The organism is Oligoflexus sp. (genome assembly GCF_035638955.1).
Lineage (GTDB): Bacteria > Bdellovibrionota_B > Oligoflexia > Oligoflexales > Oligoflexaceae > Oligoflexus.
Genome location: NZ_DASQYZ010000283.1, coordinates 1 through 25,661, shown reverse-complemented (window position 1 = coordinate 25,661; position 25,661 = coordinate 1). Strand labels below are relative to the sequence as shown.

The window sequence follows — 25,661 nt, the reverse complement described above, 5'->3', positions numbered from 1 at the left end:
CGTCAGTGTATCGCTGCGGACGCCACAGAGATAGCCCATAAGTGCTGGCTCGGCGAGATAAAGCTTGGGCGACTTGACCAGACGCTTGGTTAAATTGCCGAACCAAGGTTCCAACAGATAAACTTGGCCGAGCGCCTCCAGTAGCGGAATAGACCAGGTGCGTATTGAACTTCGTCAATCAGCACAGGCGAAGGATGCTGGGCAAGGAACTGTTCGGGATCCTGCTCAGCCTGCTCCGCGAGAAGCGGTCGATCCAATGTCACATAACCATGCTTCGGAAAAAGATGACGAAGGAGCGTCGTTTTGCCAGACTGCCTCGGCCCTACCAGGACCAAGGCTGGGAACTGCTCGGCGGCTTCCAATAAGGTTTTACTAAGCTTTCTTTCAATAAATTCCATATGAATCCAAAATTCGAGGTTCTCACCTTAAGATTTTAAGGTTCAAAACTTAAAATTGTCAACCATTTGAAATTATTTATAAATATTAAGCCTGAAAAGCCATTTGGACCTGAACGCTACGGGTGTCAGGCTTCTGGACAGTCAAGGCGGGTTCAATGGCTGTCATTACCGGCTCTTGAGATTGCGTACGGGAATTGCTCTTAGGGAATCGGCTGTTGTTGTTGTTGAGACCCTAGCGGAGCTGATTAGCCATGAAAACCTTGTCGTCCCTGTCCGAAGACCTATTGATGGACCAGTATGCCCAACCTGCTTTTCTTCCCCCTCTCTGGCGTGTGATTTTCCAGGAAGCCATGCGTGGCCACCACATTCTGTTTTCCAAAACCGTTTTACAGTCGGTTTCCGAAACACAGGTTCTGAGCGGTGAGGCAACGGACTCGCTGGAGGAATTCTGCGTTCATCTTTTTGCAGCGCCAGACCTTAAATCGATCCGAACCATGATCAGCTTTTTACCCCAAGACGAACAAAAGCAACTCTTTGTTATTTATCTCAAGCTGATGCAAACTTTGCGGGAAGAAAACAAAACTTCCCTGCACTGAGCAAACCGCGGGACTGGCGTTTTTTGGTATGATGAAGGGTAGCTTAAAAACCTTCATCGCTATCAAGAGGCTTTCATGGCAGACGCCAGCTCCCCATCGGATTCCAAAGGCATGTGGCAGGCTCTGCGCCGGTTTCGCTTGATCCGGCCGGAAGATGGTTACTCTCAGGAAATCGTCCTGCTCGTGATTTTGATTGGCAGCGCTTTTACGCTGGCTTCCCTTGTCTCCTTTTCTCCCTTTGACCCTTCGAGTTACAACTTTTCCTTTCCACCCCGGACGCCGCAGAATGTCGGCGGTATGCTGGGGTCGTACCTTGCGGCCTCGCTGATCTATCGCCTCGGTGTGGTGGCGTTTCTGCTGCCGCTGCCTTGGCTTTGGATGAGCGTGGCCTGTGTTTTAGGTCAGAATGATGCCTTTCGCAAATCGCGCATCGTCGGCTGGGGACTTCTGTTCGTGAACCTTCTGATGGCCGCTGCGGAGTGGGCGCCTGATCTGTCGATCGAAGGTCTGAAGTACCTGCCAGGTGGTGCTGGCGGCTACTACATGCATAAGAGTTTTACATATGGCGTGGGACAGGCCGGTCTGACGATTTTTCTGATCGCAAGCCTCGTGCTGGCTTTGGTGATGATTCGGCAGCAACCCCTGGTCAAGCCAGCGCTGGAATCGCTTCGTGATCAGTGGCTGCAGTATCAAGGTTTACAACCTTCCAGAACCTCATTCTGGAGCCGATTCCAATGGAAAAAGAAGGCGAAAGTGGCTGCGCCCGTGCGTGAGGAGATGCGGACGCCCTCGTTTGATGAACCCGCTGTCGCACCTGCGCCCATGACCAGTCCTTTGGCCGGCATTACTATCAAAGAAATGGTGCCGAATGAAATCGTGTCCCCCGCACCCTCGGAAAAAGTGAAGGTCGAAACGCCTGTCACTCTGGAAAAAACCACCTTTCCGGATCTGGAAGAAAGCACGGACGCTTCCTACGAGCCGCCTCCTGCGGGCCTGTTTCGCACCAGTCCGTTTGTGGCTGCGATTGATGACGGTCAAAAAAAGGAATTCGAGCAAACAGCGGAATCCCTGGTCAAGGCTTTCAGTGAATTTGGCATCGGCGGTGAAATCATCGCGATTCAGCCTGGACCCGTTGTGACAGTTTATGAGTTTCAACCGCACGCCGGCACCAAACTGGCGAAAGTCACCGGCCTGCTCGACGATATCGCGTTGGCCCTGCGGGTGGACTCCATCTTTATTCATCCCGTATCCGGCAAGCGGGCCCTGGGCGTTCAGGTGCCCAACAAAAAGCGGGATACCGTTTTCCTCGGCGACCTCGTGCAGAATCAGGTCTTTCAAAACGCCCAGTCGCCTTTAACCTTTGCTCTCGGCAAAGCCTTGAATGGCGAGCCGATCTGCTGTGACCTCGCTGCCATGCCCCATCTTCTGATGGCGGGTCAAACAGGTTCCGGCAAGTCGGTCGCGATCAATGCCCTGCTCTGCAGTTTGATTTTGAAAGCCCGACCCGAGCAGGTTCGCATGATCCTGGTTGACCCCAAGATTCTGGAACTCAAAATCTACGAAGGCATCCCGCATCTTCTGATGCCGGTTATCACCGAACCTTTGAAAGCCTCCCTGGCCTTGAAATGGGCCTGCCAGGAGATGGACCGCCGTTATCAGCTGATGGAAACCTCCAGTGTCCGTCACCTGACAGGCTTCAATCAGTGGTGGGATACGGCCTCGATGGAGCAAAAGGATACGATTCGTGAACGCTTCCCCGACCATGAAATCAACAAACTGCCCTTTATCGTTATCGTCATCGATGAGCTCGCGGATTTGATGTTGATGGCGTCCAAGGATGTGGAAGCCTCCATTCAACGTCTGGCGCAAAAAGCGCGCGCCAGTGGCATCCACCTCGTCCTTGCGACCCAAAGGCCTTCGGTGGACGTCATCACCGGTGTGATCAAGGCCAACCTGCCTTCCCGCATTGCCTTCAAGGTGTTCTCACGAATCGATAGCCGCACCATTCTCGACAGCATGGGCGCCGAACGCCTGTTGGGTAAAGGTGATACACTCTTCCTAAGACCCGGCTCCTCGCGTCTGGAGCGTATTCAAGGCGCTTTCCTCTCCGATGAGGAAGTGGTGACCATGGTCGATCACATCAAGAAATCTTCGGAGCCGCATTACGATGCGAGCGCCATGGAATGGATTGATGCAGAATATCAGAGACAGGCCAATCCCTCGGGCATGGAAGCCGCGGAAGCACCGGGCGGAACCGATCCGAAATGGGGTGAGGCGATTGCGATTGCGCAGCGTCAGGGTGCAATCAGTGCATCCTATCTGCAGCGCATGCTGAAAATTGGTTATAATCGGGCCGCCCGCATTGTGGAAGCCATGGAAGCCCAAGGCCTTGTGGCCAAGGCTGACGGCAGCAAACCGCGCGCCTGGATAGGATCTTCGACATGAATGCTTGGAAAGACGATAGTGCCTACTCAGCTCCCCCGCGCCTGGAAGAGGACATGTGCACGTCCAAGGACGGTGTGCATCTGGAGGTCCTGCGCAGCAAAACATCCAGTCCCTGCATTCCCGTGATCCTGGTGCCGGGCATGATCGGGACCGCCACCATGTTTGCCGAACGCATTGAAATTCTACAGCCGCGATCCGGCATTGCCTTCAGTCATCGAGGCTGCGGGAAAAGTTCCAGTCCGACCGAAGGTCACTATGATTTTGCCTCGCGCTGCCTCGACATTGACGCGGTAGTGGACCATTTTCAGCTGCAGGAATACTTTATTTACGGCTTTTCGCGGGGCGTGCCGATGGCCATCCAGCACGCGTTGGATAATCCCGGCCGTGTGAAGGGTATTGTTCTGGATGATGCCGAACCTATTTATCCGCGTCTGACCCACTCGTGGACGCAGAAGATGGTTGCGGCTCAATTCCTTTGGGCCCATCCCTTTGCCTTGGAGCGTATTCAGAAGGAATCGGTGGAATGTGATCTTTATGATCGGCTGCCGGAAATCAAGGTTCCCGTCCTGATCTTTCGCGGGGAATTGGACGGTTCCCTCCTCAGCAAGGGCGCGGCTCTGAGGATGAAAGCCAGGCTGCCTTTGGCCGAACTCATTGAGCTTCCCAATAGTGGACATGGAGCAACCCTCGAGGATTTTCCTGACTTTCGTGAGGGCATGAACGCTTTCTTCAATCGTCTGGATCCTCGGCCCGAAGCTCGTCCAGCCTAGCGCTCAGTTGTCGGCCCATGACTTCGAGGCTGAACACATAGCGCGCCGCTTGAGCCCGGGCCTGCCTTTGCGCTTCTGTTTCCTGACAGGCCTGCCACAGCTTTTCCGTCAAGAGCGTGGCAGCCCGCTCCTCGCTTAATCCGCGATAGCTGCAGCCAAAACTTTTATCCACCAGACATTCTTCCAGCGAACCCACTCCCGAAACAAAAAGCGGTACGCCACAGAGCAAAAATTCTTCGGCCACGCGGCAGATGACTTCGGAACCCAGACTCGAGATCACAGCCAGATCCGTGGCACTCATCACTTCGCTTAGATTTTCCACGCGCCCCGTCTGCAAACGCCAGTTTTCACCTTCACGGAGTCTTTGATCAGTCGCCATGCGTCGAAGCTGGTCCGCGGAAATATTCGCACCCTCGCCGATGATTTCCAGCAGGGGTTCCTGCCGATTTTTCGGCCAGAGCCGCAGCAGCTGACGGAAGATACTGAAAAAAGTCTGATGACCTTTGATGGGATCCAGTCGGCCCAGTATGCGCAGGGTCGGGCGCCTTTCCATACCATAGGATGCCGGATGAAAATGAAATTTGCCGGTATCGATGCCGAGCATGACTGGCATGACTGGCTGCCAGAGAATGTTTTGAAATCGATCGTGCAGAATGCGGGAGGGCACGAGCACCGCCGAGCAATGCTGCATATTGAGTCGGGTCTTCAAAGGTGGCAGTCGATCCGTGACATCCTTATCCTGCCCGCGAAAGCGAATCCGTAGAGTATTCGGAATAAAGCGGGCTAAAACGGTTTCAGGACCGCCGAACAAGAAAACGGCGTCGGGTCCGATGCTTTTCTTCAAACGCCGCAGTTTGAGACTTTCCCCCAGACCAAAGTCCTTGAAGGAATCTCCCGGCAAATCATAAGCTCGGGCCCGATGCTCGCCCGGCGAATCGGCAAGGCCGGAAAAAAACACGGTCCAGCCGCTCAGGCGCAAAGCCCGGGCTGTACTGAGAGCATATTCAGTGATGGCACTGTTCCAGCGGTTGGAACAGAGAATCCAGGCGACGCCTTGGGTCATGAATGCCGCCTCTTTTCCTGAATCTTCGCATATTTGATATAAGCGTAGAGGGACGATATCAAAGCATAGGTATAACCTGGGTATCCATCAAGAAAACCAAGCCGCAAAACATACCGGCTGAAAAATTCCAGCCAGGGTCGCAAAATGTGGCTCATTATAGGGACACGTTTGCCCTCCGCCATATGCCGCTCGGCGATGGCGGTCGTATAGCGGTTGAACCGCACAAAGTAATCGTTGAGGTCTCGATAGCTGTAGTGCCAAAGCAGGCCTTGCGGCAGGCGTTCGACCCGTCCGGCAACTTTGAGCTCTTCATGAATAGTGCCGACGTAGCGACCCTCGCTCCGTAAAAAGAGTCGGACCGGCCAGTCCCGGGTTTTGCCAAACTGCATGCGGCGTCCCATGAACACGAGCCGGCGCTGCAGGCGGAAGGCCTGGACTCCGGTTTCAGCCCGCGCTATGGCCTCGGGAATCGCCTGTCTTAATCCGGCATCCAATTCCTCGTCCGCATCGACAGACAGCACCCAAAGGCGGGTGGCGTGTGCGAGAGCGGCATTTTTATGGTCGGCGAAATGGGTAAAGGGACGCTGAAAGACCTTGGCCCCAAATTCCTGGGCAATGGCCGCCGTGCGATCCGTACTGCCGGAATCGAGCACGATGATTTCAATGTCAGGGGGAAGACTCTTGAGACAACGGGGAAGGTTGGCTTCTTCATTGAAGGCAATGATAACGACAGAAAGGTCGAGGGGCTCGTTCATGGGATCTCATATGAGATGCCCCGATCGAGCCCTGAGCATCAGAAAGGGGCGTTGGTTGCCGTCCAATAGTCCTGGTTTTCGTTGATACGCAGCATGGCAGGGTAACCGGCCATCGAACCTTCGTCACGATTGTACTTCGTGAGAACGACGATTGTCGCGGCCTTGCCTTGTTTAATCACACGACCCACTGCGACAATGTAATTATATTGGTTTTTGATTTCAACATAATCACCGACAGTGCCAAGACGGGGGGTGACGGTACAAAAGACTTTTTTGTCCTTGTCCTTGTCACGACTGGCATCCACGAACGAGCTTTCTTTAAGTTTTTTGCAGGCCTTCACGGCAGCTGCGAAAGAAACGTTGGAAAGTAGAACAGAAGACAAAAACCCAGCTACCGAAATCAGCCACATCCAATGCAATAACGACTTCAACATCCGCATAAGAACTCCACTTCAATTCCGCTCCTGGCCCAGCACAACGGGGATTCGGCCAGTTCTGCGTAGTATAGAGCAATCCTCGTGCCTGTCAATATAACTCTGACAAATTGATATCGTTGGCCTTTCTTTGCGGCCGTAAGATTCTTTTCTCGACAGCTGTCGGGAAACCTTACAATCTGGGGGCGACCCATCGTCTAAGGAGGGGCTTATGAATCGATTATCAAAGGAAATTTCCCCATATTTGCTGCAGCACGCCCATAATCCCGTGGATTGGTATCCCTGGGGAGAAGAAGCGTTTACACGCGCACGTACGGAGAATAAACCCATATTTCTTTCGATCGGCTATGCGACCTGTCACTGGTGTCATGTGATGGAAGGTGATTCCTTCGAAAAAACCGACGTTGCCGCAATTTTGAACCAATATTTTGTGCCCGTGAAAGTCGATCGCGAGGAGCGGCCTGATGTCGACGCCATCTATATGCGCGCGGTGCAGGCCATGAATCAGCGTGGCGGCTGGCCACTTTCTGCAGTGCTGACACCCGACGGCAAACCCTTTTGGGGTGGCACTTTTTTTCAACGCGATCAGTTTAAACAAATCCTCGGACGGCTGGCTGAAGTTTGGAAGAACAAGCAGGAGGATATTGAGGATAGCGCCTTCGAATTGATGGAACACCTGAAAATGCTCGAGGATCAGGTCGCCGAAGAAAAGGAATTCGATACGAAACCCTTGAAAGGCTTCCTGGAGCGCGAGCTGAAGGCCTATGATCCGGAATGGGGCGGTTTCGGTGGGGCCCCTAAATTCCCCCCTGCCATGTCGCTGATGGCTCTGATGCGCATCGCCCGTTATCAAAAAGATGATCAGGCGATCAAGGCTGTCGTCGGCACTCTGGATGGGATGGCTCGCGGCGGCATGCGAGATCATGTGGGCGGCGGCTTTCACCGTTATTCCGTGGACGCCACCTGGCTCGTGCCGCACTTCGAGAAAATGCTCTACGATAATGCACTTTTGACTTTGGCCTATGCGGAAGGCTATCAGGTCACACGGTCCGACGAATATCGCGAGGTCGTCGCCACCACTCTGCATTACGTCATGCATGATATGCAAAGCCCGGAAGGCGGTTATTATTCGGCTGAAGATGCTGACAGTGAAAAGACGGAAGGCAAATTCTATGTCTGGACTCTGGATGAGTTGAAAAAGATTTTCAATGCAGAAGAGTTCGAACAGTTTCAGCGATATTTTACTGTGGAAGAGAAGGGTAACTTCCATGTCGATCGGCGGGTCGAGGAGCTTGAGGAAGCGGCTGGTATGAAAGCGGTGCAGCAGGCCAACATTCTGCATCAGCAGAAGGCTCCACGTCTGGCCACCCTTGCCGATCCCAATTACCGGATGCTGATTGAGAAACTGCAAAAGGTTCGTGAGAAACGCATTCGTCCCTTGCGTGATGATAAGATTCTGGCGGCGTGGAATGGCCTTATGATCGGAGCCATGGCGAAAGCCCATAAGGTTTTTGGTGCCGAGGCCTGGCTGCAGAGTGCGCAGCGGGCGGCGCATTTTGTCCTCAATGCGATGCGCAAGGAGGGAAGGCTGCAGCGTTCCCATCGATCCGGCCAGACCCGGTTCAATGCCTATCTGGAAGATTACGCCGGCATGATTTTCGGCCTGATTGAGCTCTATGAAGCCAGCTTTGACTCCCAATGGCTGCGGGCAGCTTTCGAACTGCAGACCAAACAGGATGAACTTTTTTGGGATGAAATCAACGGCGCCTACTTCGATCACGATGGGGAAGATGGGACCGTGCTGCTGCGGGGCAAGGATTTTCTCGATAATGCCACACCGGCAGGCAATAGCCTGAGCGCCTGGAATCTTTTGCGCCTGAGTGCCATGAGTGGTGTTTTGGAGCAGGAGGCACGAGCGGCGCAGATACTCCGGAAAACCGCAGACCTCATGGAAAGATTTCCTGGTTCCTTTCCCATGATGATGCTGGCCTTGGACTGGATCAGCGGTCAGCACTGGGAAGTGGTGATCGCGACGGACCAACCCGCACAGGACCTCGTATGGCCGGATCTCAGCCCGGCCTTCAGTCCGCATGCGGTCTTTCTTCGCGCGGATGAAAGTCTGACGGATATTTGCCCAGCCCTTTCTGGCAAGGGCACACGCAAGGGAAGGACCCTCTACTATCTTTGTGAAAAAGGCAGTTGCCAGCAGCCAACGGATGATGCTGAATTGGTGCGCAGAATGCTGCAGGACACACCGCATATTTAAGAGGATATCGTCCCATGGCTCAGGCAAAAACGGCAGAAGAATGGATCCGTTGTCTGAAATTAACGCCGCATCCCGAGGGTGGCTATTACCGCGAGAGCTATCGTTCTTCCGGACAGATAGCGGAACCCTCGCTGCCCGATGGCATGAAAGGGGAAAGGTGCTATGGAACCGCTATTTATTTTTTGCTCGGAGCCGGTCAGGTGTCGCGCTGGCATCGTATTAAGAGCGATGAGCTCTGGTTCTATCACGCTGGTTCCCCTTTGGAAGTGATCATGCTCCTGAATGATGGGGTTGAAAAAAAGTTGCAGCTGGGCCTGGATCTGGCAGCGGGACAGCAGCCTCACGTTATGGTACCGGCGGGATGCTGGTTTGGTTCGCGGCTGATGACGGGGCGGGATAATTGCTGCCTCGTCAGCTGTACGGTCTCACCGGGTTTTGATTTTAAAGATTTCCAGCTGGCCACGGCGCAGGACGCTGAAAAATGGCCGGCGCTGTGGAAGCATCCTGAACTCCTGCCGGTGATGTCCGCAGGGCGCTAAAAACCTACCGAACGAGCCAGCGTCGGCTGGCCCTTCCTCCATTAAAATTACCCATACTGTTTGATAGCGGCCATCCGTAACATTTATGTCCATGGATTCGAGGCCCTCAACGCAATAGCTGGCGCCAAACCTTTGAAGATCTTAACTCAATTTCCGGCTTTCTGGATCGGTCTTAAGATCGGCTGATGTTCCGCCGAAAAGTATATAAGAGACACTAATTTATACGGGTGCAAAGAATTGAGCATGAAGTCTGTCCATTGCCTCACTCTTGTGTCGCTGCTTCTGGCGGCAACCCTGACCTCTGCCTGCAAAAATGATAACTTTGGCAAGACCCCTTCCAGCAACAATAAGAGCCTCAATCCAGCGGAAGCTGTCCGTACTCCTGTTCCAGCGGACAAGGAAGTGATTCCCCGGGTCGAATATCCCAGCGATCAAGGCGATTTCACCAACTTTGAAGTGGGTGAGGAAGCCTCCATCGCAACCGATATTACCGGCACCTATCTGTCCATTCCTCAGGGCATCAAGGAAGCCGGCAAGGCCATCGCCATCCGCTCGCAGGAAAAAGTCGCCGACGCCATGGTGCAGGCTGTTAAGATTTACATTCCAAGGAATGCCGGCGCCGCGGATGAAAACATGGTGGTCCTGTATCGTATGACCTCGGACAAAGGTGACAGCTTCTACGGCCTGATTCCGAAAAAGGATATTGAAGTCAGAGATAATTCCGTGGTTTTTCACCCGAAAGGCCTTGGTGTTTACCAGGCTGCGATTCTTCCCGTCTTCGTTGGGGAAGCACGGCAGGTTCCCATTCTAACGGCCAATGGTCCACGCCTGAAATTGGTGTCGACCTACGATACCCCAGGCACTGCCGCTGATATTTTTGTGGACGGCACCACCGCTTATGTCGCGGATGGAACCGGGATTGAAGTCCTCAACCTGTCCCCTGCGGGGGTTCTCACAGCCAATACCCGCGTCGCTGGAACCGGCATCATCAATTCCATTCTGGGGGCCGGTCGCCGTCTTTATGTGGCCGCGGGCCTGGCGGGACTTGGGGTGATTGATCTGGTCAATGGCCTCACCCTGCAAATGACGGACGCACGGGGCAACACCAATGGTCTTGCCGTCGCCGTGAACCTCAACAACATCTATCTAACCCAGGAAAGCACTGCTGCAGGAAATTCACGAGCCGGCATATCCCGCTTCGATATCCAGCAGGTGCAGCCTGCCTATGAAATTACCGCGACCATGGGAGCCGACGATGAGGCTCCCCAGAATGCCTACGCGATCCAGATCGATGGAACCGTGGCTTACAGCATCAGTCGCACGCGACTTGTTAGTCTTGACATCACCCAGAATGATCGCTTCGAACCCCTGAGTCAGTTGACCCTGGACGGTTCGGCCGAACGACTTCTGTTCCATTCCAGCCGGCTTTATACTGCCGAAAAAAATACTGGCATTTCCGCGGTGGATGCGCTGGTTCCCAATGCTCTTAAGGTTCTGAGCCGGCTCGCGCTGCCTCAGGTTCTGGATGTAGCGGCCAGCGGCAAATACCTCTTTGCAGTGGACGCCACCAGGAAAGCCAGCCTGATTGATATCAGCGATCCCTCACACCTTCTTGTCTTGAACACATACACGTTGACTGGAATCCCAACTCGCGTTCGAACGTTTGGAAATTATATTTTTGTGACCATGGGTGACACAGGGATTGCCGTTCTGGCAATTGAAATCCCGACGGTTCCCTGATTTTGGAAAGGACAAGGATGTCCCGATTGCGTCGAGAAAAACTTGGTTTGGTGCCTATAGTCTTGGCCTTGATTCTGAGCCTTGGCTTTCTCGCGCTTTACTTCACGCCTGTGCAATCCTACCTTGCCTATCAAATCGGCCGTCCTTTGGAATTTCGATTCCGTTCCTGGTTGGGCAAAAGTCCAGCGCTAGATCCTCGTCTCAAAATATTTGCCTTTGATGAGCAGACAGTAGGGTACCTCGGGTACCCTGATTTAACTTTGGATAGCTGGTTGAAACTCGCCGAACACTTTGGCGCCAGTAAACCGCGTGCCCTCTATATCGATAAACTTTTTAGTTTGCCCCTGCAGGAGCGGGTCTATGATCGTCTCGATCCTCAGCATGCTCGCGCCTTCATCGATGGCATTAAGGGCGTTGGCGTGCCGGTGGTGTCAGGTGGTTTTATCTCAGCTCTGCAGCTCCCTGGCCGCAAAATGATGTCGCTCTTCCACCCCGACTATCATGTGAAAGAAGCCCCGGCCTGGCCACCGGTGGAACAGGGCTATTTTTATGGACCGCATCCTTTCCTGCGGGATGCCTTTCGCATTGGGCATATCACGAACAGTGAATTTGGCTATGCTCGTCCCTTCATTCGCATCGATCCCCAATCCCTCGTTCCCCATGCCGCATTCCTGACCCTGGGTGCCCTTCGGGTGCGGGGCCAGCAGCTGTTTCTGGGTGAGCAGCCGATTCCTTTGAATCGCCGCAATCTGATTCCGATCAATTTCAGCGACCGCGAAGAGTATGTGTCCCGCGGCAAAACCAAAAGTTTAAGAGTGGTTTTGGAGCGCATTCGTCAGAATATTCCGGAGCCCGGCATCACCAGCGAAGATATTGTGGTGATCCTGCCAGCGATGTTCACCGGCAATGCCGACTGGAAGGATACTCCTATCGGCCGCCTGCAAGGCGGTTACTTTGGTGTCGCTCTGCTCAACAGTGTGCTGCAGAATGCCTGGTTGGAGGAATCCTTTGGTCTGAGTCTAACCGTGCTGGTCTTCAGTGTGGCTGGTGCTATGCTTGCGGCGCTGTTGCTGCAGCCCTGGCTTGCGGCCTTAAGCCTCATGTCCTTGACCCTTCTGCTGCCGATTGGTGGCCTGGTCCTTTTCACTTATGAAGGCTGGATTCTGCCCTGGCTTTGGGCCACGCTCGCCGTGGCCTTGGGCGGCAGTATCGTGCTGCTCGAACGCATGCGAGCCGAAAATCAAAAGTCGCGGCTGCTCATTAGCAGTCTTCGGGGCGCCCTGTCCCCAGAACTCGCAGACAGCATTGCCCGGAACCCAAAGATCCTGCACGGAGATCCGGTGGAACAGATCGTGAGCATCATGTTCGTCGATATCGTCGGATTTTCGTTGACGACCGAGCGTTTGACGGCAAAGGAATCCTTTCAGCAGCTGAAAGCTCAAATCGAATATATCGTGGAAAAAATTCATCAGTTCGGTGGATTGGTGGATAAAAGTCTAGGCGATGGTGTGCTGGCCTTTTTTGGCTATCACTTTGATAAGGGTGCGAGTCAGGTGGGGCACGCGGATCAGGCTCTTCTTTGTGCCATTGAAATTCAAAAGGAAGCGTTGAGACGGTCACAGGCTTTAAACGGCAGTGGCAAACCGATCTTTCCTTTGCGCATTGGCATTAATACGGCCACGGTTTATATTGGAAACCTTGGTACCGAGGGCCGTATCGATTTTACCTTGATTGGCAATGGCGTGAATTTCACCGCACGTCTGGAACATGCCTGTGCCCCTTATCGTATCATGCTCGGTCTGTCGACTTTCGATCTTCTGGCCCAATTTTCGCCGCGCGATCCGGGAGTCAACAGCAAAGAAATCCGCATCAAACATCATAAGAAGCCGATTCGCTGCTATGAGTTCAATCCCTTCCATGCCGCGGAGGGTGAGCTTCGATCCGTCCTGGATTATTATGGTGAGTATCATAAACTCTATACCAACGAACCGCGCTGGCATCTGGAGCCGGCGGATTACATTCCCTTGCAGACACCGCGCGGTGAGGCATGGTTGGTGAATTTCTCGGTGGGTGGGGTTGCGATCATCCTGAATCAGCGTGTGCCTACGGATGAAACCCTGCGGCTGAGTCTGGTGCTGGATGAGGGTCAGCTGCCTCTGGAGATCAAGGTGCGGACCTGCTGGTCCCGTGAGATGGAGCCGGGGCGCGTCGTCCACGGCTGCCAATTCCTGGATAATCCCGCTGAGAAGCAGGATCGCTTTGTTCAAGGTCTACGTGAGGCGATCGGCCGGCTGGGTCGAAAGGTTCAGCTCCTGCCTCGCAGCCGACCGGCAGCCTGATGGTTATTCAGCCGAAAAATTATAGTGCACGGCAAAGCCCACACTCCCGACCTGATTATAAGCCACGCCGCCTTTGTTCTTGACGTAAGCCAACTCAGAGTCCAACAGAGCGTATTCCACAGAAGCACTGAAGCTCCTGTTGATCTGCATTCTGAGCCCCGTGAAAAGGGCGGGACGCAGAGCTGAAGGCACGTAATAGGATTTGGGGTACTGATCGGGCAGCTGTAAAAAAAGGTCACTATCAGGGCTGTAGAAAGCGCCGAGTCCCAGATAAGGACGGACATTCATCTCACCTTCATGACCCACCGTGAAAAGGTACCAGAGTCCTTTCAAAGTCAACGACTGAACGTCATGACCAGCCAGGCGTTTCGGTGTCCAACCATAGAGCGCGTCAGCACCGAAGGTGGAACCGACATAACCAAGGCCAAGCGCGGCATTGCCAGCGTAACCGGCATGCTGCACGTTCATCATGACATCAGCCTGAGCCGAGGATGCAAAAGCCCAAAGAATCGAAGCGACGGCAAGGATGTGTCTCATGATTATTTCTCCTCGCTGCAGGTGTGATGACAGAGATCAAAGCGGATACTGCGATCCTCATTGATGGTCATCAGCGAGTAACGAACACCTTCCACCTTAGGGACGACGTAGTAAGGGATACCTTCTTCAAACGAGAAAAAGTCGGTCTTTCCCCCGCGATGGCCATGCAGGGAAGCCAGAATTTGCGCTTTGGAATTGTTGCCTTTCCAGAGCTCGACCTGCTCTTCACGATGGGCATCAACTACGGGAGGAATGTGCGAGGCCGTAATGGAATTTTCGTCGATCTGCTGCTGCAGCCAGGAAAAATCCGTATCGCCGAACTCAAACTGATTGTTATTGAACATCACGAACTTCAGACCAGCATACGAAAACGTGTAATCGAACGGCCCAAACATATCCTGGTAAATCAGTTTGCCGTGAGCGATCGCATCATGATTGCCCACTACGGTCAGAGCCGGGACCTCGAGCTTCTCCAGCGCACGGGCCGCCCAGATGTATTCATGCTGCAGACCATAATCGGTCAAATCACCCAGGACCAGGACAAAGCTGACATCTTCACGATCATTGATGCGATCCACCACCTGATCCAGATCATGGGGCGTTCCCTGGGGGTCGCCCATCAACGCGATCCGGATCGGCCAGGTCGGTTCGGGAAGGGCTCGGACTTTAGCGAGGTTGCGATCGGTGAGGTTTTTGTACTCACCGGGGACCGTAATGGCCCATGGGGTCAAACGCTCAGAACAGGCAGACAGCAAGATAAAGCAACACAAAATTCGCAGCATGGATTACACCTCAGCAACGGAAACAACAGCAACACAGCAGTCGCCTGCGAAGCGACAGACCCATCCAAGCAAAATCTGGTCTGACTTTTTAATATTGTTATTTCAGCTGGTTATGCGGACGCGTGCTGTCAAAATCCTGGTCACCTGCAGGCGGGTCGATCGGTGGAAAATAAGGCAGCAATAAATTGCCGCCCAGACCGTCTCTTCACGCGGAACCTAATCCAATTCGGGAGGTCATTCGTATATGTTCGAGGCGATTGCGAAAGGTCTGTGGAAAGCCATCAAATCGGGCATCATGGCCGCTGTGGTCTGGACTTGCGTTTTCAGTGCCATTCTCTGGTTCTTCTCGAAACCCACGATTCCGTATTTCAATTTCGTCAGTATATTAGCGCCCTATTCGCTGACTCTGTTTGGAACAGCAGCACTTGTATTCGAGTGTTTGACCCAGTGGATTGAAGCGGATGCTATGAAAGTCGAAAGATAAGCTGGCTCGAAAGGCTATAAAGGATGGCGGGGCATGTCCTGCCCCTGGATAAAAGCCCTAAGCTGGCTGGGATGATCAACGAGCCTTGCCCAAAAGCACTTTGCTCTGAATGCTTTCCAGGACATACTCCACGCGTCGGTTCACTAAACGATTTTCACGGGTTGTGTTGGGTACGAGCGGGCTTGATGACCCCAGCCCAACCGCCGTGAGGCGCTTGGCTTCCACGCCCTTCTTTCTTAGCTCCTTCATCACTTCGTCCGCGCGGGCCTGAGTCAGACTGATGTTGGAAGCTTCCTTGCCGCCTGAGTCTGTATGCACCAGGATCGCCAGCGAGCTGATATCTTTTTCGTCCTGCATCAGGACCGACAGATAATCCAGCACCGGATAGGATTCTTTCAAAATTTCTTTTTTGCTCCTGGCAAATTTCAATTGGGGAAGATCAATACTCTGTTCCAGAGAGAATCCCTCATCCTTCGTGTAACGGAGACGCAGGTTGGATTGCAGATCCGGAAAGGCCAGGAATTTTTTGCGAAAACTTTCACGTTCCGCCACGGACACCACGATTTCATAAAGACCCGGCTCCAAAAGCGCCGGACCTTTTCCTTCGCGGGCCTTGGCTGGCTGGGTTTCCACAGGCTGTATGCGATACGTTATTTTTGCTGGCAGATCGGAGCTTTCGATTAGCGAAAGATGCAAACCAGCTTTGCTCTTCACCAGCGCTTCGTTCTTGATTTCGTCATCAATCATCGGGGCGACTGCCGTACGAATCATCTGATCGTGCAGATTATTAGCGTCCGATTGTCCCGATATTATTAAACAGATCCATAAAAGCAGGAAGACTATCCTTGTCCATAACATGCGAAAAATCCTTGTCTCTGTTTGAAAACAAAAAAACCATCTAAAACTCGCTATAACAGTCCTATGAACATCTGTCCAAGATTAAAACTTGTGTATTTTTGGATGACTCTGATGACCATGAAGAGAAAACAATACAGTGAATTTCGATGATCGAGGTCCGTTCATTCTGTACAGATAATTGTGAACATGAAAACCATCAAGGGCAGGCGGGCTCTGGCTTCCGCAGTGATAGCTTGACTCATGTATTGAATTCGCTTCATCTCATGGCATCACGGAATATGTGCACAATCTTTTATTATCCAGGAAAAATCGAGCCTTGAAGGAACGGCGAGAGAAATTAAGAATTTGCAGAAGAAAAGTGAGGCAGGTGGCGGGAAATGCCCCGAGCCCAAGGCTTTGGGGGCTTCATTCCTAAAACTGAGTAGGCAGAACTATGAAACGCTGCCCGGTTTTCAGCCGCGCAAACCGGCCATTTCCTTTTTATTTTCGAAGACAATTCGGCCGTTGGAAATGGTGAGCAGAACCCTGGCCTTCAAAATATCCTGCGGCCTTTTTTCCTCGATCAATTCATTCAGGTCACGGTCCAGGACCACAATGTCCGCATAGCGTCCTGGCTCCAGAGTCCCCAGCTGCTTGTCCCAGAAGGCCGCCAGCGCTGCATTTTTCGTATAAGATTCCAGAGCTTCCTGCATTGTTAGATGTTGGTCCATGCTCCAACCCTTCGCTGGATAACGTTCCTGATTCTGCCGCGTGACTGCCGCATAGAGGCCCCAAAGCGGATTGGCTGATTCAACGGGTGTATCGGATCCGCTCACGAGAACAGCCTTGTTCTGCCGCAGTTTCTGCCAGACGTAAGCCCCCTCGTCCATGCGGTCCGCTCCAATTCGGGTGGGTACCCATGGAGCGTCCGACGTCAGATGCGTGGGTTGAACGGAGGCGATGATACCGAGTTTGCCAAAGCGTGGGATGTCCTGGGCATCCAGGATCTGCGCATGCTCGACGCGCAGCCGCAGATCGACTTTTGGAAATTCCTTGATCACCCGTTCGAAGGCATTGAGAACACTGCGATTGGTTCGATCCCCAATCGCGTGCACGGCGGTTTGAAAGCCGGCCTGAGCAAATCGTTTGGTGGCTTGATAGATCTGCTCCTCGGTCATGATTTCAAGGCCGGAATAGCCAGGTTGGTCCGCATAAGGCTCCAGCAGAGCCGCGCCCCTTGAGCCGAGAGCTCCATCAGCCATGAGCTTCACGGACCTGATTTGCAACTGTTGATCGCCTTTCACCACGGGCCCGGTCTTCATGTATTGGTTGATCAGCTCCTGATCGGCGCCGGCCAGCATCACGTTCATGCGTAAAGGGAGTTCGCCCTTGCCCAGGAGGGCTTCATACACCGCGATATCACCCGCATCCACACCAGCATCATGAAAACTGGTTAAACCCAATTCGGAACAGCGAGCCAAAGCTGCTCGTATTGCTTTCTCGCGCTGCGCCGGAGACTCGTTTGGTATGACGGATCGCACCAGGTCCATGGCCCGGTCCACCAGGATGCCTGTCGCCTCTCCCTCTGCGTCACGAATAATTTTACCACCAACCGGATCGGGTGTTTGACGGGTAATCCCGGCTTTTTGTAAGGCCAGACTGTTGACCCACAGCGCATGACCATCGACCCGGGTCAGGGCCACGGGCGCCTGGGCACCCAGTTTGTCCAGATCCTGCCGGCTCGGAAATTCCTTTTTCGACCAAAGGTTCTGATCCCAGCCACGGCCAAGAACCCATTCCGATGCAGGCGTGTTTTTAATCTCGTCTTTCACCTGATTCTGCACCACGATCAGGGAATTCACGCCGGCAAGATCCAGGCGGACAATTTGATAACCAAGACCTTTCAGGTGACCATGGCCCTCATGGAAACCAGGATACACCGCCTTGCCCTTGAGATCGATCAAGCGCGTGGTGGGGCCTTGCCATGTTTTAAGGTCCCGCAGGCTGCCTGTCGCCACCACACGACCACCTTGAATGGCCAACGCTTCAACCTTGGGTTGGTCCTTATTCATCGTATAAATTCTGGCATTGGTCAGCATGATGTCCGCAGGCGCAGCGGCCACCGGCATTGACGCCATCAAGAGCCCAGCCACGGTCCAACGCCAGCTGGAAATTTTTCCTGTCATACTTATTTCTCCAGGTAAAACCATTTGTTTGGAATGAACATTGGTCGCAGATTATCCAGCTTTTCCGGGGTTGCCAAGTCTCGAAAGATGCTTTTCTGCGTCAACAAAGACAGGGGGTCCTAGCCTGGGACTTACCGCAAATCGAAGGAAATGCAGTGGGATTTCCCCAGTCTTTTTCAACCTGATCTTGGCATTGCGGCATTTTGTATCGACTTCGCAGACCTGAGTCGGTATAGGTCAAGGCTTGTGTCGACAGGCCTTTGCGGGCCGGAGATGGCTTGAAATTTCAACCTTTTCGCCAGGGTGTTGCAGGTGACGATGAATACCGATGATCTTTTTTGGATCAATGAAACTGCTGAAAAGCGTCTGAAGTTTTTAGCTGATGCGAGCCAGGTTCTGTCGAGTTCACTGGATCATGAAACCACGCTCTCCAACGTAGCTCAACTCTCTGTGCCTATTTGCGCTGATTGGTGCGCGATCGATATTTTCCAAGCCGATGGAACGATTCGACGTTTGGCCGTGGTCCACGCCGATCGCAAAAAAACGGCTTTGGCATTTGAGCTGTTTGAAAAGTACCCGCCTCAGCCGTCGGATAACCATGGGCTCGTCCTGGTCATGAAAACAGGGGCACCTCAATTCTATCCTGAAATTCCCGATGACCTGCTGGTGGCAACAGCCAATGATAAAGAGCATCTGGCTATCCTGCAATCTCTGGGCATGAAATCGGCCATCATCATGCCGATGAAGGTGAATGGGAAAATTTTGGGCGCTATTACATTTGTAATGGCGGAATCAACTCGACACTATCAATCCAAGGATTTGGATTTTGTCTTTGATCTGGCCTCGCGTGCCGCTCTGGCGATTGAAAATTCGCGACTATTCACCGAAGCCAACGACGCCAACGTCAGCGAAAAGCATGCGGCTGCGGTCCTGAATACTCTTTTAATGTCGGCACCCGTCGCCTTCGCTTTTTTGGATAGAAATCTTTACTACGTTCGCGTGAATGCCGCCTTTGAAAAGATGACGGGCAAAAGCCAGAAGCAATTCCTGGGCACCAGGTTTGGTGAACATTTTGCCAAAGAGCTGAGTCGCTTCGGCATTCGAATCGACGATGTCATAGAAAAGCGCAAACCTCTTCTGAATATTCCCGTTCATGGGGCTTCGCCAGCCAACCCGCATGACATTCGGCACTCTCTGGCGAGCTATTATCCCGTGTTCAGCGAGAATGAAGTGATAGGTGTGGGCATCCTGATCTATGACATCACAGAACAGAAGCAGCTTGAGCAAAAAATAAGAGAGCAGGCCCACATCAATGAAAAACTTCATGAAGTGGGAACGGTCCTGACGGGCGAACTCAATCTGGATAAGATTGTGCAAACCGTGACAGACGTGGCCACTGAGCTTTCGGGAGCCCAATTTGGAGCCTTTTTCTATAACGTCTTAAGGGAGGATGGCGAAGCCTATACCCTTTATTGCATTTCGGGCGTTCCTCGCGAAAAATTTTCGAACTTCCCGATGCCCAGGAGCACGAATATTTTTGCCCCTACATTTAAAGGCGAAGGCATTGTGCGACTGGCGGATGTTACGCAGGATCCGCGCTTTGGGAAAAACGTGCCTTATCGCGGCATGCCTGTCGGGCATCTTCCGGTTCGCAGCTATCTCGCTGTGCCTGTGATATCCCGCACGGGTGAGGTTTTGGGTGGGCTGTTTTTTGGTCATGAAAAAGCGGGAGTCTTCACGGAAACCGCCGAGTATCTGGTCGCCGGACTCGCGCCTCAGGCGGCTGTCGCCATTGATAATGCGCGGTTGTTTGATGCGGCCAATATCTCGCGCACCCGTCTGCAATCGCAGCTCAACTTCACCGATGCGTTGACCAATAGCCTGGGCGAGGGCATCTGCGCTTTCGATCGCAGCGGCAAAGTCATCTTTGTCAACCCCGCCGCGACGCGCCTGATGGGATGGGAACACGAAGAATTCATAGGCAAAGAACTTGCAGATGTGTTCAATACCGGAGCCGGTCATGATCCGAGCCCTGAAGTTTGGAACGCCATTTTGAATGAGGAGCGCACGGTGGAAGGAGAAAATATCTTTATTCGCAAGGATGGCAGCTCCTTTCCAGTCAGCTATGTAGCGGCCCCGTTCATTGAAAAAAATGTCGTTCAGGGTGTGGTCGTGACGTTACGCGATATCACGGAGACGAGGCGTATCCAGGACGAACTCCGTCGGTCGCGCGAGGAACTGGAGCGTCGCGTGGTCGAGCGTACGGTAAATCTTACCGCCGCCAACCAGGAGCTTGAAGCTTTCAGTTACTCCGTCTCGCACGACCTGCGCAGCCCTCTGCGAAGTATTGATGGTTTCAGCCAGGCGCTCCTTGAAGATTATATGGATATTCTGGACACTGAGGGCCAGGATAACCTGCACAGGATTCGATCCGCTTCGCAGAAAATGGGCCGTATTATAGACGATCTCCTGAACCTGTCGAAACTCACAAGAACGCAGATGCGCCGTGAGCGCGTTCCTTTAAGTGAGATGGTCCATAAGATCGTCGAGGAATTCAAGTCCACCGACAAGGACCGACACGTGACCATGACGGTTCAGGACAACCTTTATGTGGTAGGTGATACCTCTCTGATCCGAATTGCCATTGAAAATCTTCTGTCCAATGCTTGGAAATTCACCAGCAAAAAGGCTGTGGGGCAGATTGATTTCGGCGCCGAATCCCTGGACGGCGAAACAGTATTTTATATCAAAGACAATGGCGCAGGATTTAATATGGAATATGGCTCCAAGCTTTTTGGAGCGTTCCAGCGCCTGCACCAGGCTCACGAATTTTCGGGAACCGGCATAGGATTGGCCACCGTGAGACGTATCATCCACCGGCATGGAGGGAGAATTTGGGCGGAAAGCCAGGTCGATCAAGGCGCCAAATTCTTGTTTACCCTGCCTGATTTTAAGCAGGAAAAGGAGACCAAATGGTGACACCAAAGACCATCCTTCTCGTCGAAGATAACCCTGATGATGAGGCTCTTACCATTCGCGCCTTGCGAAAGGCCCATGTCAGCAATGACATTATTGTGGCCCGTGATGGGGCTGAAGCTCTTGATTATCTGTTTGGAACAGCTGCGTACGAAGGACGTGACCTATCCCATCAGCCTCAGGTTATTCTGCTCGATCTCAAGCTTCCCAAGATTGATGGCCTTCAGGTCCTTGAGAAAATTCGATCCGATAAAAGGACGGAACTCATCCCAGTCGTTATCCTGACGACCTCCAAAGAGGAAAAGGACCTGATCGGGGGCTACAGTCGTGGAGCGAACAGTTATGTGGCCAAACCCGTCGATTTCGTCGAGTTCACCGAAGCCGTGAAAAGCCTTGGCATGTACTGGCTGCTTATCAACGAACGCCCCCCTTTCAAAAGGCCCTAATGAAAATGGAAGACAAGGCGAGTCTCCGGGTTCTGATCTTGGAAGATTCAGAAGATGACCTTCTGCTCCTGCTCCGGGAACTCAGAAAAAGTCGTTTTCAGATTGAATATAACTGTGTGGCCAGTGCGGCCGATATGGAAAGCAGGCTGCAAAGTCAACCCTGGGACCTCGTAATTTCTGACTACAATATACCGGGATTCGGTGCCCTTCCAGCCCTTAACATCATGAAGCAAAAGGGGCTGGATTTGCCGTTTATCATCGTGTCGGGAGCCGTCGGTGAAGAAACGGCCGTCGAGACCATGCGCGCGGGGGCTCATGACTATGTGATGAAAGGCAACCTGGTCCGACTGATGCCGGCTATTGAACGCGAACTGCGCGAGGCGCAAAGTCGGATGGCCCGCCGTGAAGCTGAGAAAGCCGCCTTGATCGCTAAAGAGGAGGCTATTGCCGCCAATCGATCGAAAAGCGATTTCCTGGCTCAGATGAGTCACGAGATTCGAACGCCACTTGGTGCCATCCTGGGCTTTTCAGAGCTGCTTTTGAATTCGGAGCGCGATGACAAGACCACCCGGGAAACGCTCGAGATCATCATACGGAATGGCCAGAGCCTCCTGCAGATCGTCGACGAGATACTGGACATGTCCAAGGTGGAAGCGGGTAAGCTGGCTGTCGAGTTGATTTCATTCTCGCTGCGGCCGATGCTGTCGGATATTGAAAACCTTTTGGGTCCCAAGGCCCGCGAAAAAGGCCTGAAACTGGATTTCTATTACGCACCCAAGCTGCCGGAAACCATCCAAACAGACCCCAATCGACTTCGTCAAATTTTGATCAATATCATTGGCAACGCGATCAAGTTCACGGAGCAAGGGGACATCAAAATCTTTGTGAACCGGCTGGAGCCGCCGCATGCATCGGCCGGTGAGATCATTGAATTTACTGTTGTGGATACGGGACTGGGAATTTCCGCCGAACAGCAGGATCTTCTTTTTAAACCGTTCTCCCAGGCCGATTCATCTATTTCGCGCCGCTTTGGCGGCACAGGCCTTGGCCTGGCCTTGTCGAAAAAGCTGGCCAACCTTCTGCAGGGTGATCTGATTTTGTCCGCCAGCGCACCGGGAAAAGGCAGCACATTTACCTTGCGGATTGCAGTGGACCGGCAGGCTTCCACCGTTTCACCCGCACCTGCCGCAGCTCAAGCCATGGCCAGTCCTAAGTTGCCGCTCAGCCAGATCCACGTTCTGCTGGTTGATGATTCGCAGGATAATCGACTGCTTATGTCGCGAATATTAAAATCCGCGGGCGCCACCGTCGACCTCGCAAACAACGGCATCGAAGCGATCGATAAAGCGCAGCTGCTCATTCACGATATTGTTCTCATGGACATGCAGATGCCGATCATGGACGGTTATACGGCGGCCGAAAAACTTCGACAGGATGGCTTTACAAGGCCCATTATTGCCCTGACGGCCAATGCCATGAAATCGGAACGGACCCGCTGTCTGGAGGCAGGTTGTGATGATTTCCATCCTAAACCGGTGGATCGCCCTGTCCTTATCAATATGATCCATCATCACTGTTCCATGTTTCGTTCGCGCAAGGTTCAAAAGGGTTGATGAAGGATCATCAGCCTGGGGGATTATCATGCTGCATCGGTTCTTGCTGGTTGGAGTCATGCTGTCCTGTCAAATGCTGCCCCGGCCGCAGGATCGAGCAGCCCGTTGGCGTTTTGTTCCCGCCGCGGCAAACATAAGCTCGTTGGCCCATAGTTCGTGTGGATCCATCGATGGCAGGTTCGTTGCCTTTGGTGGTATCGATGAGGCCAAGGGTTCGCCTCTTAACAATCAGTTGACACTTTATGATGAAGGGTCGAAACGCTGGCAAGCTCTCACGCATGCGGACGGCCCCGTACCTCGCAATTATGCGGCATTCGCTGTTTACGATCGATCCGTCTACATAGTGGGTGGAGAGACGGCTCAGAGTCCAGCCCATGCGGATGCATTTTCCTTTGATCTTGATGGTCAAAAATGGGAACGCTTGCCGCAGGAGACTAAGCTGCAACCGAGACGACAGGCCACACTCACCCGCGTGGGACAACAGCTGGTGCTGTTTGGTGGCCAAGGTGCTGCCGAACCCACCAGCTGGGCGCGCTATGATGTTCCCCATAAGCTGTGGCATGTGCATGCTTCATCACCCATTATGCGCGCTCGTGTTTCGCACGTCGCCGTGAGCCTGGATACGAGGCGAATCATGGTGTGGGGCGGTTTCGTGGGGCAGCAGAGGCAGGGGGATGGATTTATTCTCGATGTCCTGGGACAGGAAGTTCGCGCTCTCCCGGCGACGCCCCATTTGTCGGCTCGGGCCAATGCGCGTGCTCTCTACATCAATGGTTTGGTTTTCATTTGGGGCGGCGCAACGTCGGATGGAAAGGACAACAGTGGGGCCGTTTTCGATATCAAGAGCGAAAGCTGGCAAAGTCTACCAGCAATCCCGGACCCACGATTTGCGAGCTTAAAAGGAGCTGAAATCGCTCCTTGGGGTCCTCAAGGATTCGTCGTGTTCGGGGGAAGGTTTGGGACCGATGCCTTCAACCATGAACTGTGGTTTTTCGAGAGTGAAGGTCAGACATGGTCGCGGATTCCGACGCTCGATCATCCCCCAGGCCGTGTGGCACACTGCCTGGTTTCGCTGGCTCCCAACCGGCTTGGTGTCTTTGGAGGTATCGGCTATGCCGAGGGCACCAGGACTTTGACGCAGTTCGACGGCCTTTGGATTCTGGAAGAATAATTCCATTCCCGCTTTAACGGCAAACCTGACTGCCGCGCTCATAAGCTGGACGGCTTTTGCATCGGGTCAGCCAGGCTTGAACACGCTGATAATTCTTCAGCTGCAAAATCTCTGTTCCTTCATAGAAAGTGCCCAAACAATCCACCCAAGGGGCTATGGAAATATCCACAATCGAATAGTCAGAACCACCGACAAATTCGGATTCACTTAACCTTTGCTCCAGGACCGCCAGCAGTCTTTGGGTTTCCGTTTGATAACGCTGAAGTGGATAGGGATGATCGCATTTCGCCCTGGCATATTTATGGAAATGGCCGAACTGGCCAAACATCGGACCTATATGACCAACCTGAAAAAAGAGCCATTGCAGATGCGTGTACTTAGCCTGGCCTTTGGGAAGGAGTTTGCCGGTTTTTTCAGCCAGATAAAGGAGAATGGCACCTGACTCCATGAGAACCAGCTTTTTCCCATCCGAACCCTTGGGATCCACGATGGCCGGAATTTTGGAATTCGGGCTGATGACCTTGTATTCGTCAAGGAACTGGTCGCCGGCCATGATATCCACGCGATGAGCTTCATAAGGCAACTCGAATTCTTCGAGAGCAATACTGATTTTCTGGCCGTTGGGCGTGGCCAGACTATAGAGCTGAATACGATCGGGAAAAGTGATGGGCCATTTTTGAGACGACATGATGTTTCCTTTCGTTGCGCAGGCACAATAAGCCTTGCGCAGGATAGCAAATTTCTCCCAGGTGCGTCCCGTTCATCACCCCTCAGATCAAGGATACCCGGTGCTTTAGCTCCGGGAGGAATTGAGCTTGAGCTATCTCCCATTATCGGAGATTGATTCGAAAGTTTTTTGTTGACCGTAAATTAGTATGGGTTTAACCTCCAGGCACTTGTGAATGCATGGATTGGAACGCCGATGCGAACCCTAAGGACAGAGCTCAAGCACCTGGCCCCGCTCGAATCAAGAGTGCTTACGGATATGTGCATCTGTTCGAAAAATCTCTATAACGTGGCTCTCTTTGAAGTCAGAAGGAGTTATCGGGAAACCGGGAAAACCATGTCCTACCCGAAAATCGACAAATGGGCGCGTGAACATAAGACCAGACACTACAAAAAGCTCACCTCTGTCAATGCGCAGGAGACGCTGGGTAAGCTGGGTGAAGACTACGCCTCCTACTTCGCCCTGTTAAAAAAGCCCGATCTCCACTTTAAGCCCAGGCCCCCTCGATATAAAAAGGATTCCGGTCTTTTCAATCTGATTTTCAATGCCCGCGCTTT

22 protein-coding genes and 1 pseudogene are annotated in these 25,661 nt (G+C 52.9%); 13 read left to right on the top strand and 10 right to left on the bottom strand.

Translation table 11 applies throughout. The features are described 5' to 3' along the window. Both VE954_RS44415 and VE954_RS26125 read right to left on the bottom strand, forming a co-directional pair. On the bottom strand, nucleotides 1–114 hold a 114-nt coding region (locus VE954_RS44415; protein ID WP_414699031.1), incomplete at its 3' end, for a hypothetical protein. After that, nucleotides 90–398 (bottom strand): AAA family ATPase, encoded by a 309-nt coding sequence (locus VE954_RS26125; protein ID WP_324958403.1) that lies wholly within the window; start codon nucleotides 396–398, stop codon nucleotides 90–92. The genes VE954_RS44415 and VE954_RS26125, both read right to left, overlap by 25 nt. A gap of 251 nt (nucleotides 399–649) precedes the next feature. Between VE954_RS26125 and VE954_RS26120 the strand changes: the two genes are divergently transcribed. From VE954_RS26120 to VE954_RS26110, 3 genes are all read left to right on the top strand, one after another. Further along, nucleotides 650–994, top strand: coding sequence for a hypothetical protein (locus tag VE954_RS26120; RefSeq protein WP_324958401.1), 345 nt, complete (start codon nucleotides 650–652; stop codon nucleotides 992–994). A 75-nt stretch (nucleotides 995–1,069) separates the two neighbouring features. After that, nucleotides 1,070–3,439, top strand: coding sequence for a DNA translocase FtsK (locus VE954_RS26115; protein WP_324958399.1), 2,370 nt, complete (start codon nucleotides 1,070–1,072; stop codon nucleotides 3,437–3,439). Further along, nucleotides 3,436–4,209 carry an alpha/beta hydrolase gene (locus tag VE954_RS26110; RefSeq protein WP_324958398.1) on the top strand — a complete coding sequence of 258 codons (774 nt, stop codon included), beginning with the start codon at nucleotides 3,436–3,438 and terminating at the stop codon, nucleotides 4,207–4,209. Before VE954_RS26115 ends, VE954_RS26110 begins: the two co-directional genes overlap by 4 nt. Here VE954_RS26110 and VE954_RS26105 read toward each other — a convergent pair. The 3 genes from VE954_RS26105 to VE954_RS26095 are packed head-to-tail and all read right to left on the bottom strand — an operon-like array spanning nucleotide 4,169 to nucleotide 6,461. After that, nucleotides 4,169–5,272, bottom strand: a complete 1,104-nt coding sequence (locus tag VE954_RS26105; protein ID WP_324958396.1) for a glycosyltransferase — start codon at nucleotides 5,270–5,272, stop codon at nucleotides 4,169–4,171. The genes VE954_RS26110 and VE954_RS26105 overlap by 41 nt on opposite strands. Beyond that, entirely contained in the window at nucleotides 5,269–6,027 is a 759-nt protein-coding gene (locus VE954_RS26100) for a glycosyltransferase family 2 protein (RefSeq protein ID WP_324958394.1), read from the bottom strand. Before VE954_RS26100 ends, VE954_RS26105 begins: the two co-directional genes overlap by 4 nt. Before the next feature lie 38 nt (nucleotides 6,028–6,065). After that, on the bottom strand, nucleotides 6,066–6,461 hold the full coding sequence (locus VE954_RS26095; RefSeq protein WP_324958393.1) for a hypothetical protein: 396 nt from the start codon (nucleotides 6,459–6,461) through the stop codon (nucleotides 6,066–6,068). 211 nt (nucleotides 6,462–6,672) lie between these two features. Here VE954_RS26095 and VE954_RS26090 point away from each other — a divergent pair, with 211 nt between their 5' ends. From VE954_RS26090 to VE954_RS26075, 4 genes are all read left to right on the top strand, one after another. Next, complete coding sequence (locus VE954_RS26090; protein WP_324958391.1) at nucleotides 6,673–8,727, top strand: thioredoxin domain-containing protein; 2,055 nt, start codon at nucleotides 6,673–6,675, stop codon at nucleotides 8,725–8,727. Between the two features lie 14 nt (nucleotides 8,728–8,741). Next, complete coding sequence (locus tag VE954_RS26085) at nucleotides 8,742–9,266, top strand: cupin domain-containing protein (RefSeq protein WP_324958388.1); 525 nt, start codon at nucleotides 8,742–8,744, stop codon at nucleotides 9,264–9,266. Nucleotides 9,267–9,509: 243 nt separating this feature from the next. Further along, the gene (locus VE954_RS26080) at nucleotides 9,510–11,006 is read left to right on the top strand and encodes a hypothetical protein (RefSeq protein ID WP_324958386.1); all 1,497 of its coding nucleotides are present in this window, start codon (nucleotides 9,510–9,512) and stop codon (nucleotides 11,004–11,006) included. A 17-nt stretch (nucleotides 11,007–11,023) separates the two neighbouring features. Next, entirely contained in the window at nucleotides 11,024–13,345 is a 2,322-nt protein-coding gene (locus VE954_RS26075; RefSeq protein ID WP_324958384.1) for an adenylate/guanylate cyclase domain-containing protein, read from the top strand. A 3-nt stretch (nucleotides 13,346–13,348) separates the two neighbouring features. Here VE954_RS26075 and VE954_RS26070 read toward each other — a convergent pair whose 3' ends face one another. Both VE954_RS26070 and VE954_RS26065 read right to left on the bottom strand, forming a co-directional pair. Next, a complete protein-coding gene (locus VE954_RS26070) occupies nucleotides 13,349–13,882 on the bottom strand; it encodes a hypothetical protein (RefSeq protein WP_324958382.1) in 534 nt (177 codons plus the stop codon). A gap of 2 nt (nucleotides 13,883–13,884) precedes the next feature. Next, nucleotides 13,885–14,664 carry a metallophosphoesterase family protein gene (locus VE954_RS26065; protein ID WP_324958380.1) on the bottom strand — a complete coding sequence of 260 codons (780 nt, stop codon included), beginning with the start codon at nucleotides 14,662–14,664 and terminating at the stop codon, nucleotides 13,885–13,887. A 244-nt stretch (nucleotides 14,665–14,908) separates the two neighbouring features. Here VE954_RS26065 and VE954_RS26060 point away from each other — a divergent pair, with 244 nt between their 5' ends. Next, a complete protein-coding gene (locus VE954_RS26060) occupies nucleotides 14,909–15,148 on the top strand; it encodes a hypothetical protein (protein WP_324958378.1) in 240 nt (79 codons plus the stop codon). 75 nt (nucleotides 15,149–15,223) lie between these two features. On the opposite strand, the gene VE954_RS26055 is transcribed toward VE954_RS26060, so the two are convergent. Further along, a complete protein-coding gene (locus tag VE954_RS26055; RefSeq protein ID WP_324958376.1) occupies nucleotides 15,224–16,006 on the bottom strand; it encodes an OmpA family protein in 783 nt (260 codons plus the stop codon). Between the two features lie 452 nt (nucleotides 16,007–16,458). Next, a complete protein-coding gene (locus VE954_RS26050) occupies nucleotides 16,459–18,171 on the bottom strand; it encodes an amidohydrolase (protein ID WP_324958374.1) in 1,713 nt (570 codons plus the stop codon). Between the two features lie 318 nt (nucleotides 18,172–18,489). Here VE954_RS26050 and VE954_RS26045 point away from each other — a divergent pair, with 318 nt between their 5' ends. The 4 genes from VE954_RS26045 to VE954_RS26030 are packed head-to-tail and all read left to right on the top strand — an operon-like array spanning nucleotide 18,490 to nucleotide 24,377. Next, nucleotides 18,490–21,150 (top strand): PAS domain-containing protein, encoded by a 2,661-nt coding sequence (locus VE954_RS26045; RefSeq protein ID WP_324958405.1) that lies wholly within the window; start codon nucleotides 18,490–18,492, stop codon nucleotides 21,148–21,150. Then, entirely contained in the window at nucleotides 21,144–21,593 is a 450-nt protein-coding gene (locus tag VE954_RS26040; protein WP_324958370.1) for a response regulator, read from the top strand. The genes VE954_RS26045 and VE954_RS26040 overlap by 7 nt, the downstream gene beginning before the upstream one ends. Next, nucleotides 21,593–23,206 carry a response regulator gene (locus VE954_RS26035; RefSeq protein ID WP_324958369.1) on the top strand — a complete coding sequence of 538 codons (1,614 nt, stop codon included), beginning with the start codon at nucleotides 21,593–21,595 and terminating at the stop codon, nucleotides 23,204–23,206. Before VE954_RS26040 ends, VE954_RS26035 begins: the two co-directional genes overlap by 1 nt. A gap of 28 nt (nucleotides 23,207–23,234) precedes the next feature. Beyond that, nucleotides 23,235–24,377: a Kelch repeat-containing protein gene (locus tag VE954_RS26030; protein WP_324958367.1), complete on the top strand. Its 1,143-nt coding sequence runs from the start codon at nucleotides 23,235–23,237 to the stop codon at nucleotides 24,375–24,377. Nucleotides 24,378–24,390: 13 nt separating this feature from the next. On the opposite strand, the gene VE954_RS26025 is transcribed toward VE954_RS26030, so the two are convergent. Then, on the bottom strand, nucleotides 24,391–25,065 hold the full coding sequence (locus VE954_RS26025) for a glutathione S-transferase N-terminal domain-containing protein (protein ID WP_324958365.1): 675 nt from the start codon (nucleotides 25,063–25,065) through the stop codon (nucleotides 24,391–24,393). A gap of 234 nt (nucleotides 25,066–25,299) precedes the next feature. On the opposite strand from VE954_RS26025, the pseudogene VE954_RS26020 reads away from it, so the two are divergent. After that, nucleotides 25,300–25,661, top strand: a pseudogene (locus tag VE954_RS26020) (hypothetical protein); the annotation flags it as partial.

Bases quoted from the DNA above. Each gene is read 5' to 3' on its own strand.
- VE954_RS26125 (WP_324958403.1), bottom strand. From the start codon at position 398: ATGGAATTTATTGAAAGAAAGCTTAGTAAAACCTTATTGGAAGCCGCC.
- VE954_RS26120 (WP_324958401.1), top strand. From the start codon at position 650: ATGAAAACCTTGTCGTCCCTGTCCGAAGACCTATTGATGGACCAGTAT.
- VE954_RS26115 (WP_324958399.1), top strand. From the start codon at position 1,070: ATGGCAGACGCCAGCTCCCCATCGGATTCCAAAGGCATGTGGCAGGCT.
- VE954_RS26110 (WP_324958398.1), top strand. From the start codon at position 3,436: ATGAATGCTTGGAAAGACGATAGTGCCTACTCAGCTCCCCCGCGCCTG.
- VE954_RS26105 (WP_324958396.1), bottom strand. From the start codon at position 5,272: ATGACCCAAGGCGTCGCCTGGATTCTCTGTTCCAACCGCTGGAACAGT.
- VE954_RS26100 (WP_324958394.1), bottom strand. From the start codon at position 6,027: ATGAACGAGCCCCTCGACCTTTCTGTCGTTATCATTGCCTTCAATGAA.
- VE954_RS26095 (WP_324958393.1), bottom strand. From the start codon at position 6,461: ATGTTGAAGTCGTTATTGCATTGGATGTGGCTGATTTCGGTAGCTGGG.
- VE954_RS26090 (WP_324958391.1), top strand. From the start codon at position 6,673: ATGAATCGATTATCAAAGGAAATTTCCCCATATTTGCTGCAGCACGCC.
- VE954_RS26085 (WP_324958388.1), top strand. From the start codon at position 8,742: ATGGCTCAGGCAAAAACGGCAGAAGAATGGATCCGTTGTCTGAAATTA.
- VE954_RS26080 (WP_324958386.1), top strand. From the start codon at position 9,510: ATGAAGTCTGTCCATTGCCTCACTCTTGTGTCGCTGCTTCTGGCGGCA.
- VE954_RS26075 (WP_324958384.1), top strand. From the start codon at position 11,024: ATGTCCCGATTGCGTCGAGAAAAACTTGGTTTGGTGCCTATAGTCTTG.
- VE954_RS26070 (WP_324958382.1), bottom strand. From the start codon at position 13,882: ATGAGACACATCCTTGCCGTCGCTTCGATTCTTTGGGCTTTTGCATCC.
- VE954_RS26065 (WP_324958380.1), bottom strand. From the start codon at position 14,664: ATGCTGCGAATTTTGTGTTGCTTTATCTTGCTGTCTGCCTGTTCTGAG.
- VE954_RS26060 (WP_324958378.1), top strand. From the start codon at position 14,909: ATGTTCGAGGCGATTGCGAAAGGTCTGTGGAAAGCCATCAAATCGGGC.
- VE954_RS26055 (WP_324958376.1), bottom strand. From the start codon at position 16,006: ATGTTATGGACAAGGATAGTCTTCCTGCTTTTATGGATCTGTTTAATA.
- VE954_RS26050 (WP_324958374.1), bottom strand. From the start codon at position 18,171: ATGACAGGAAAAATTTCCAGCTGGCGTTGGACCGTGGCTGGGCTCTTG.
- VE954_RS26045 (WP_324958405.1), top strand. From the start codon at position 18,490: ATGAATACCGATGATCTTTTTTGGATCAATGAAACTGCTGAAAAGCGT.
- VE954_RS26040 (WP_324958370.1), top strand. From the start codon at position 21,144: ATGGTGACACCAAAGACCATCCTTCTCGTCGAAGATAACCCTGATGAT.
- VE954_RS26035 (WP_324958369.1), top strand. From the start codon at position 21,593: ATGAAAATGGAAGACAAGGCGAGTCTCCGGGTTCTGATCTTGGAAGAT.
- VE954_RS26030 (WP_324958367.1), top strand. From the start codon at position 23,235: ATGCTGCATCGGTTCTTGCTGGTTGGAGTCATGCTGTCCTGTCAAATG.
- VE954_RS26025 (WP_324958365.1), bottom strand. From the start codon at position 25,065: ATGTCGTCTCAAAAATGGCCCATCACTTTTCCCGATCGTATTCAGCTC.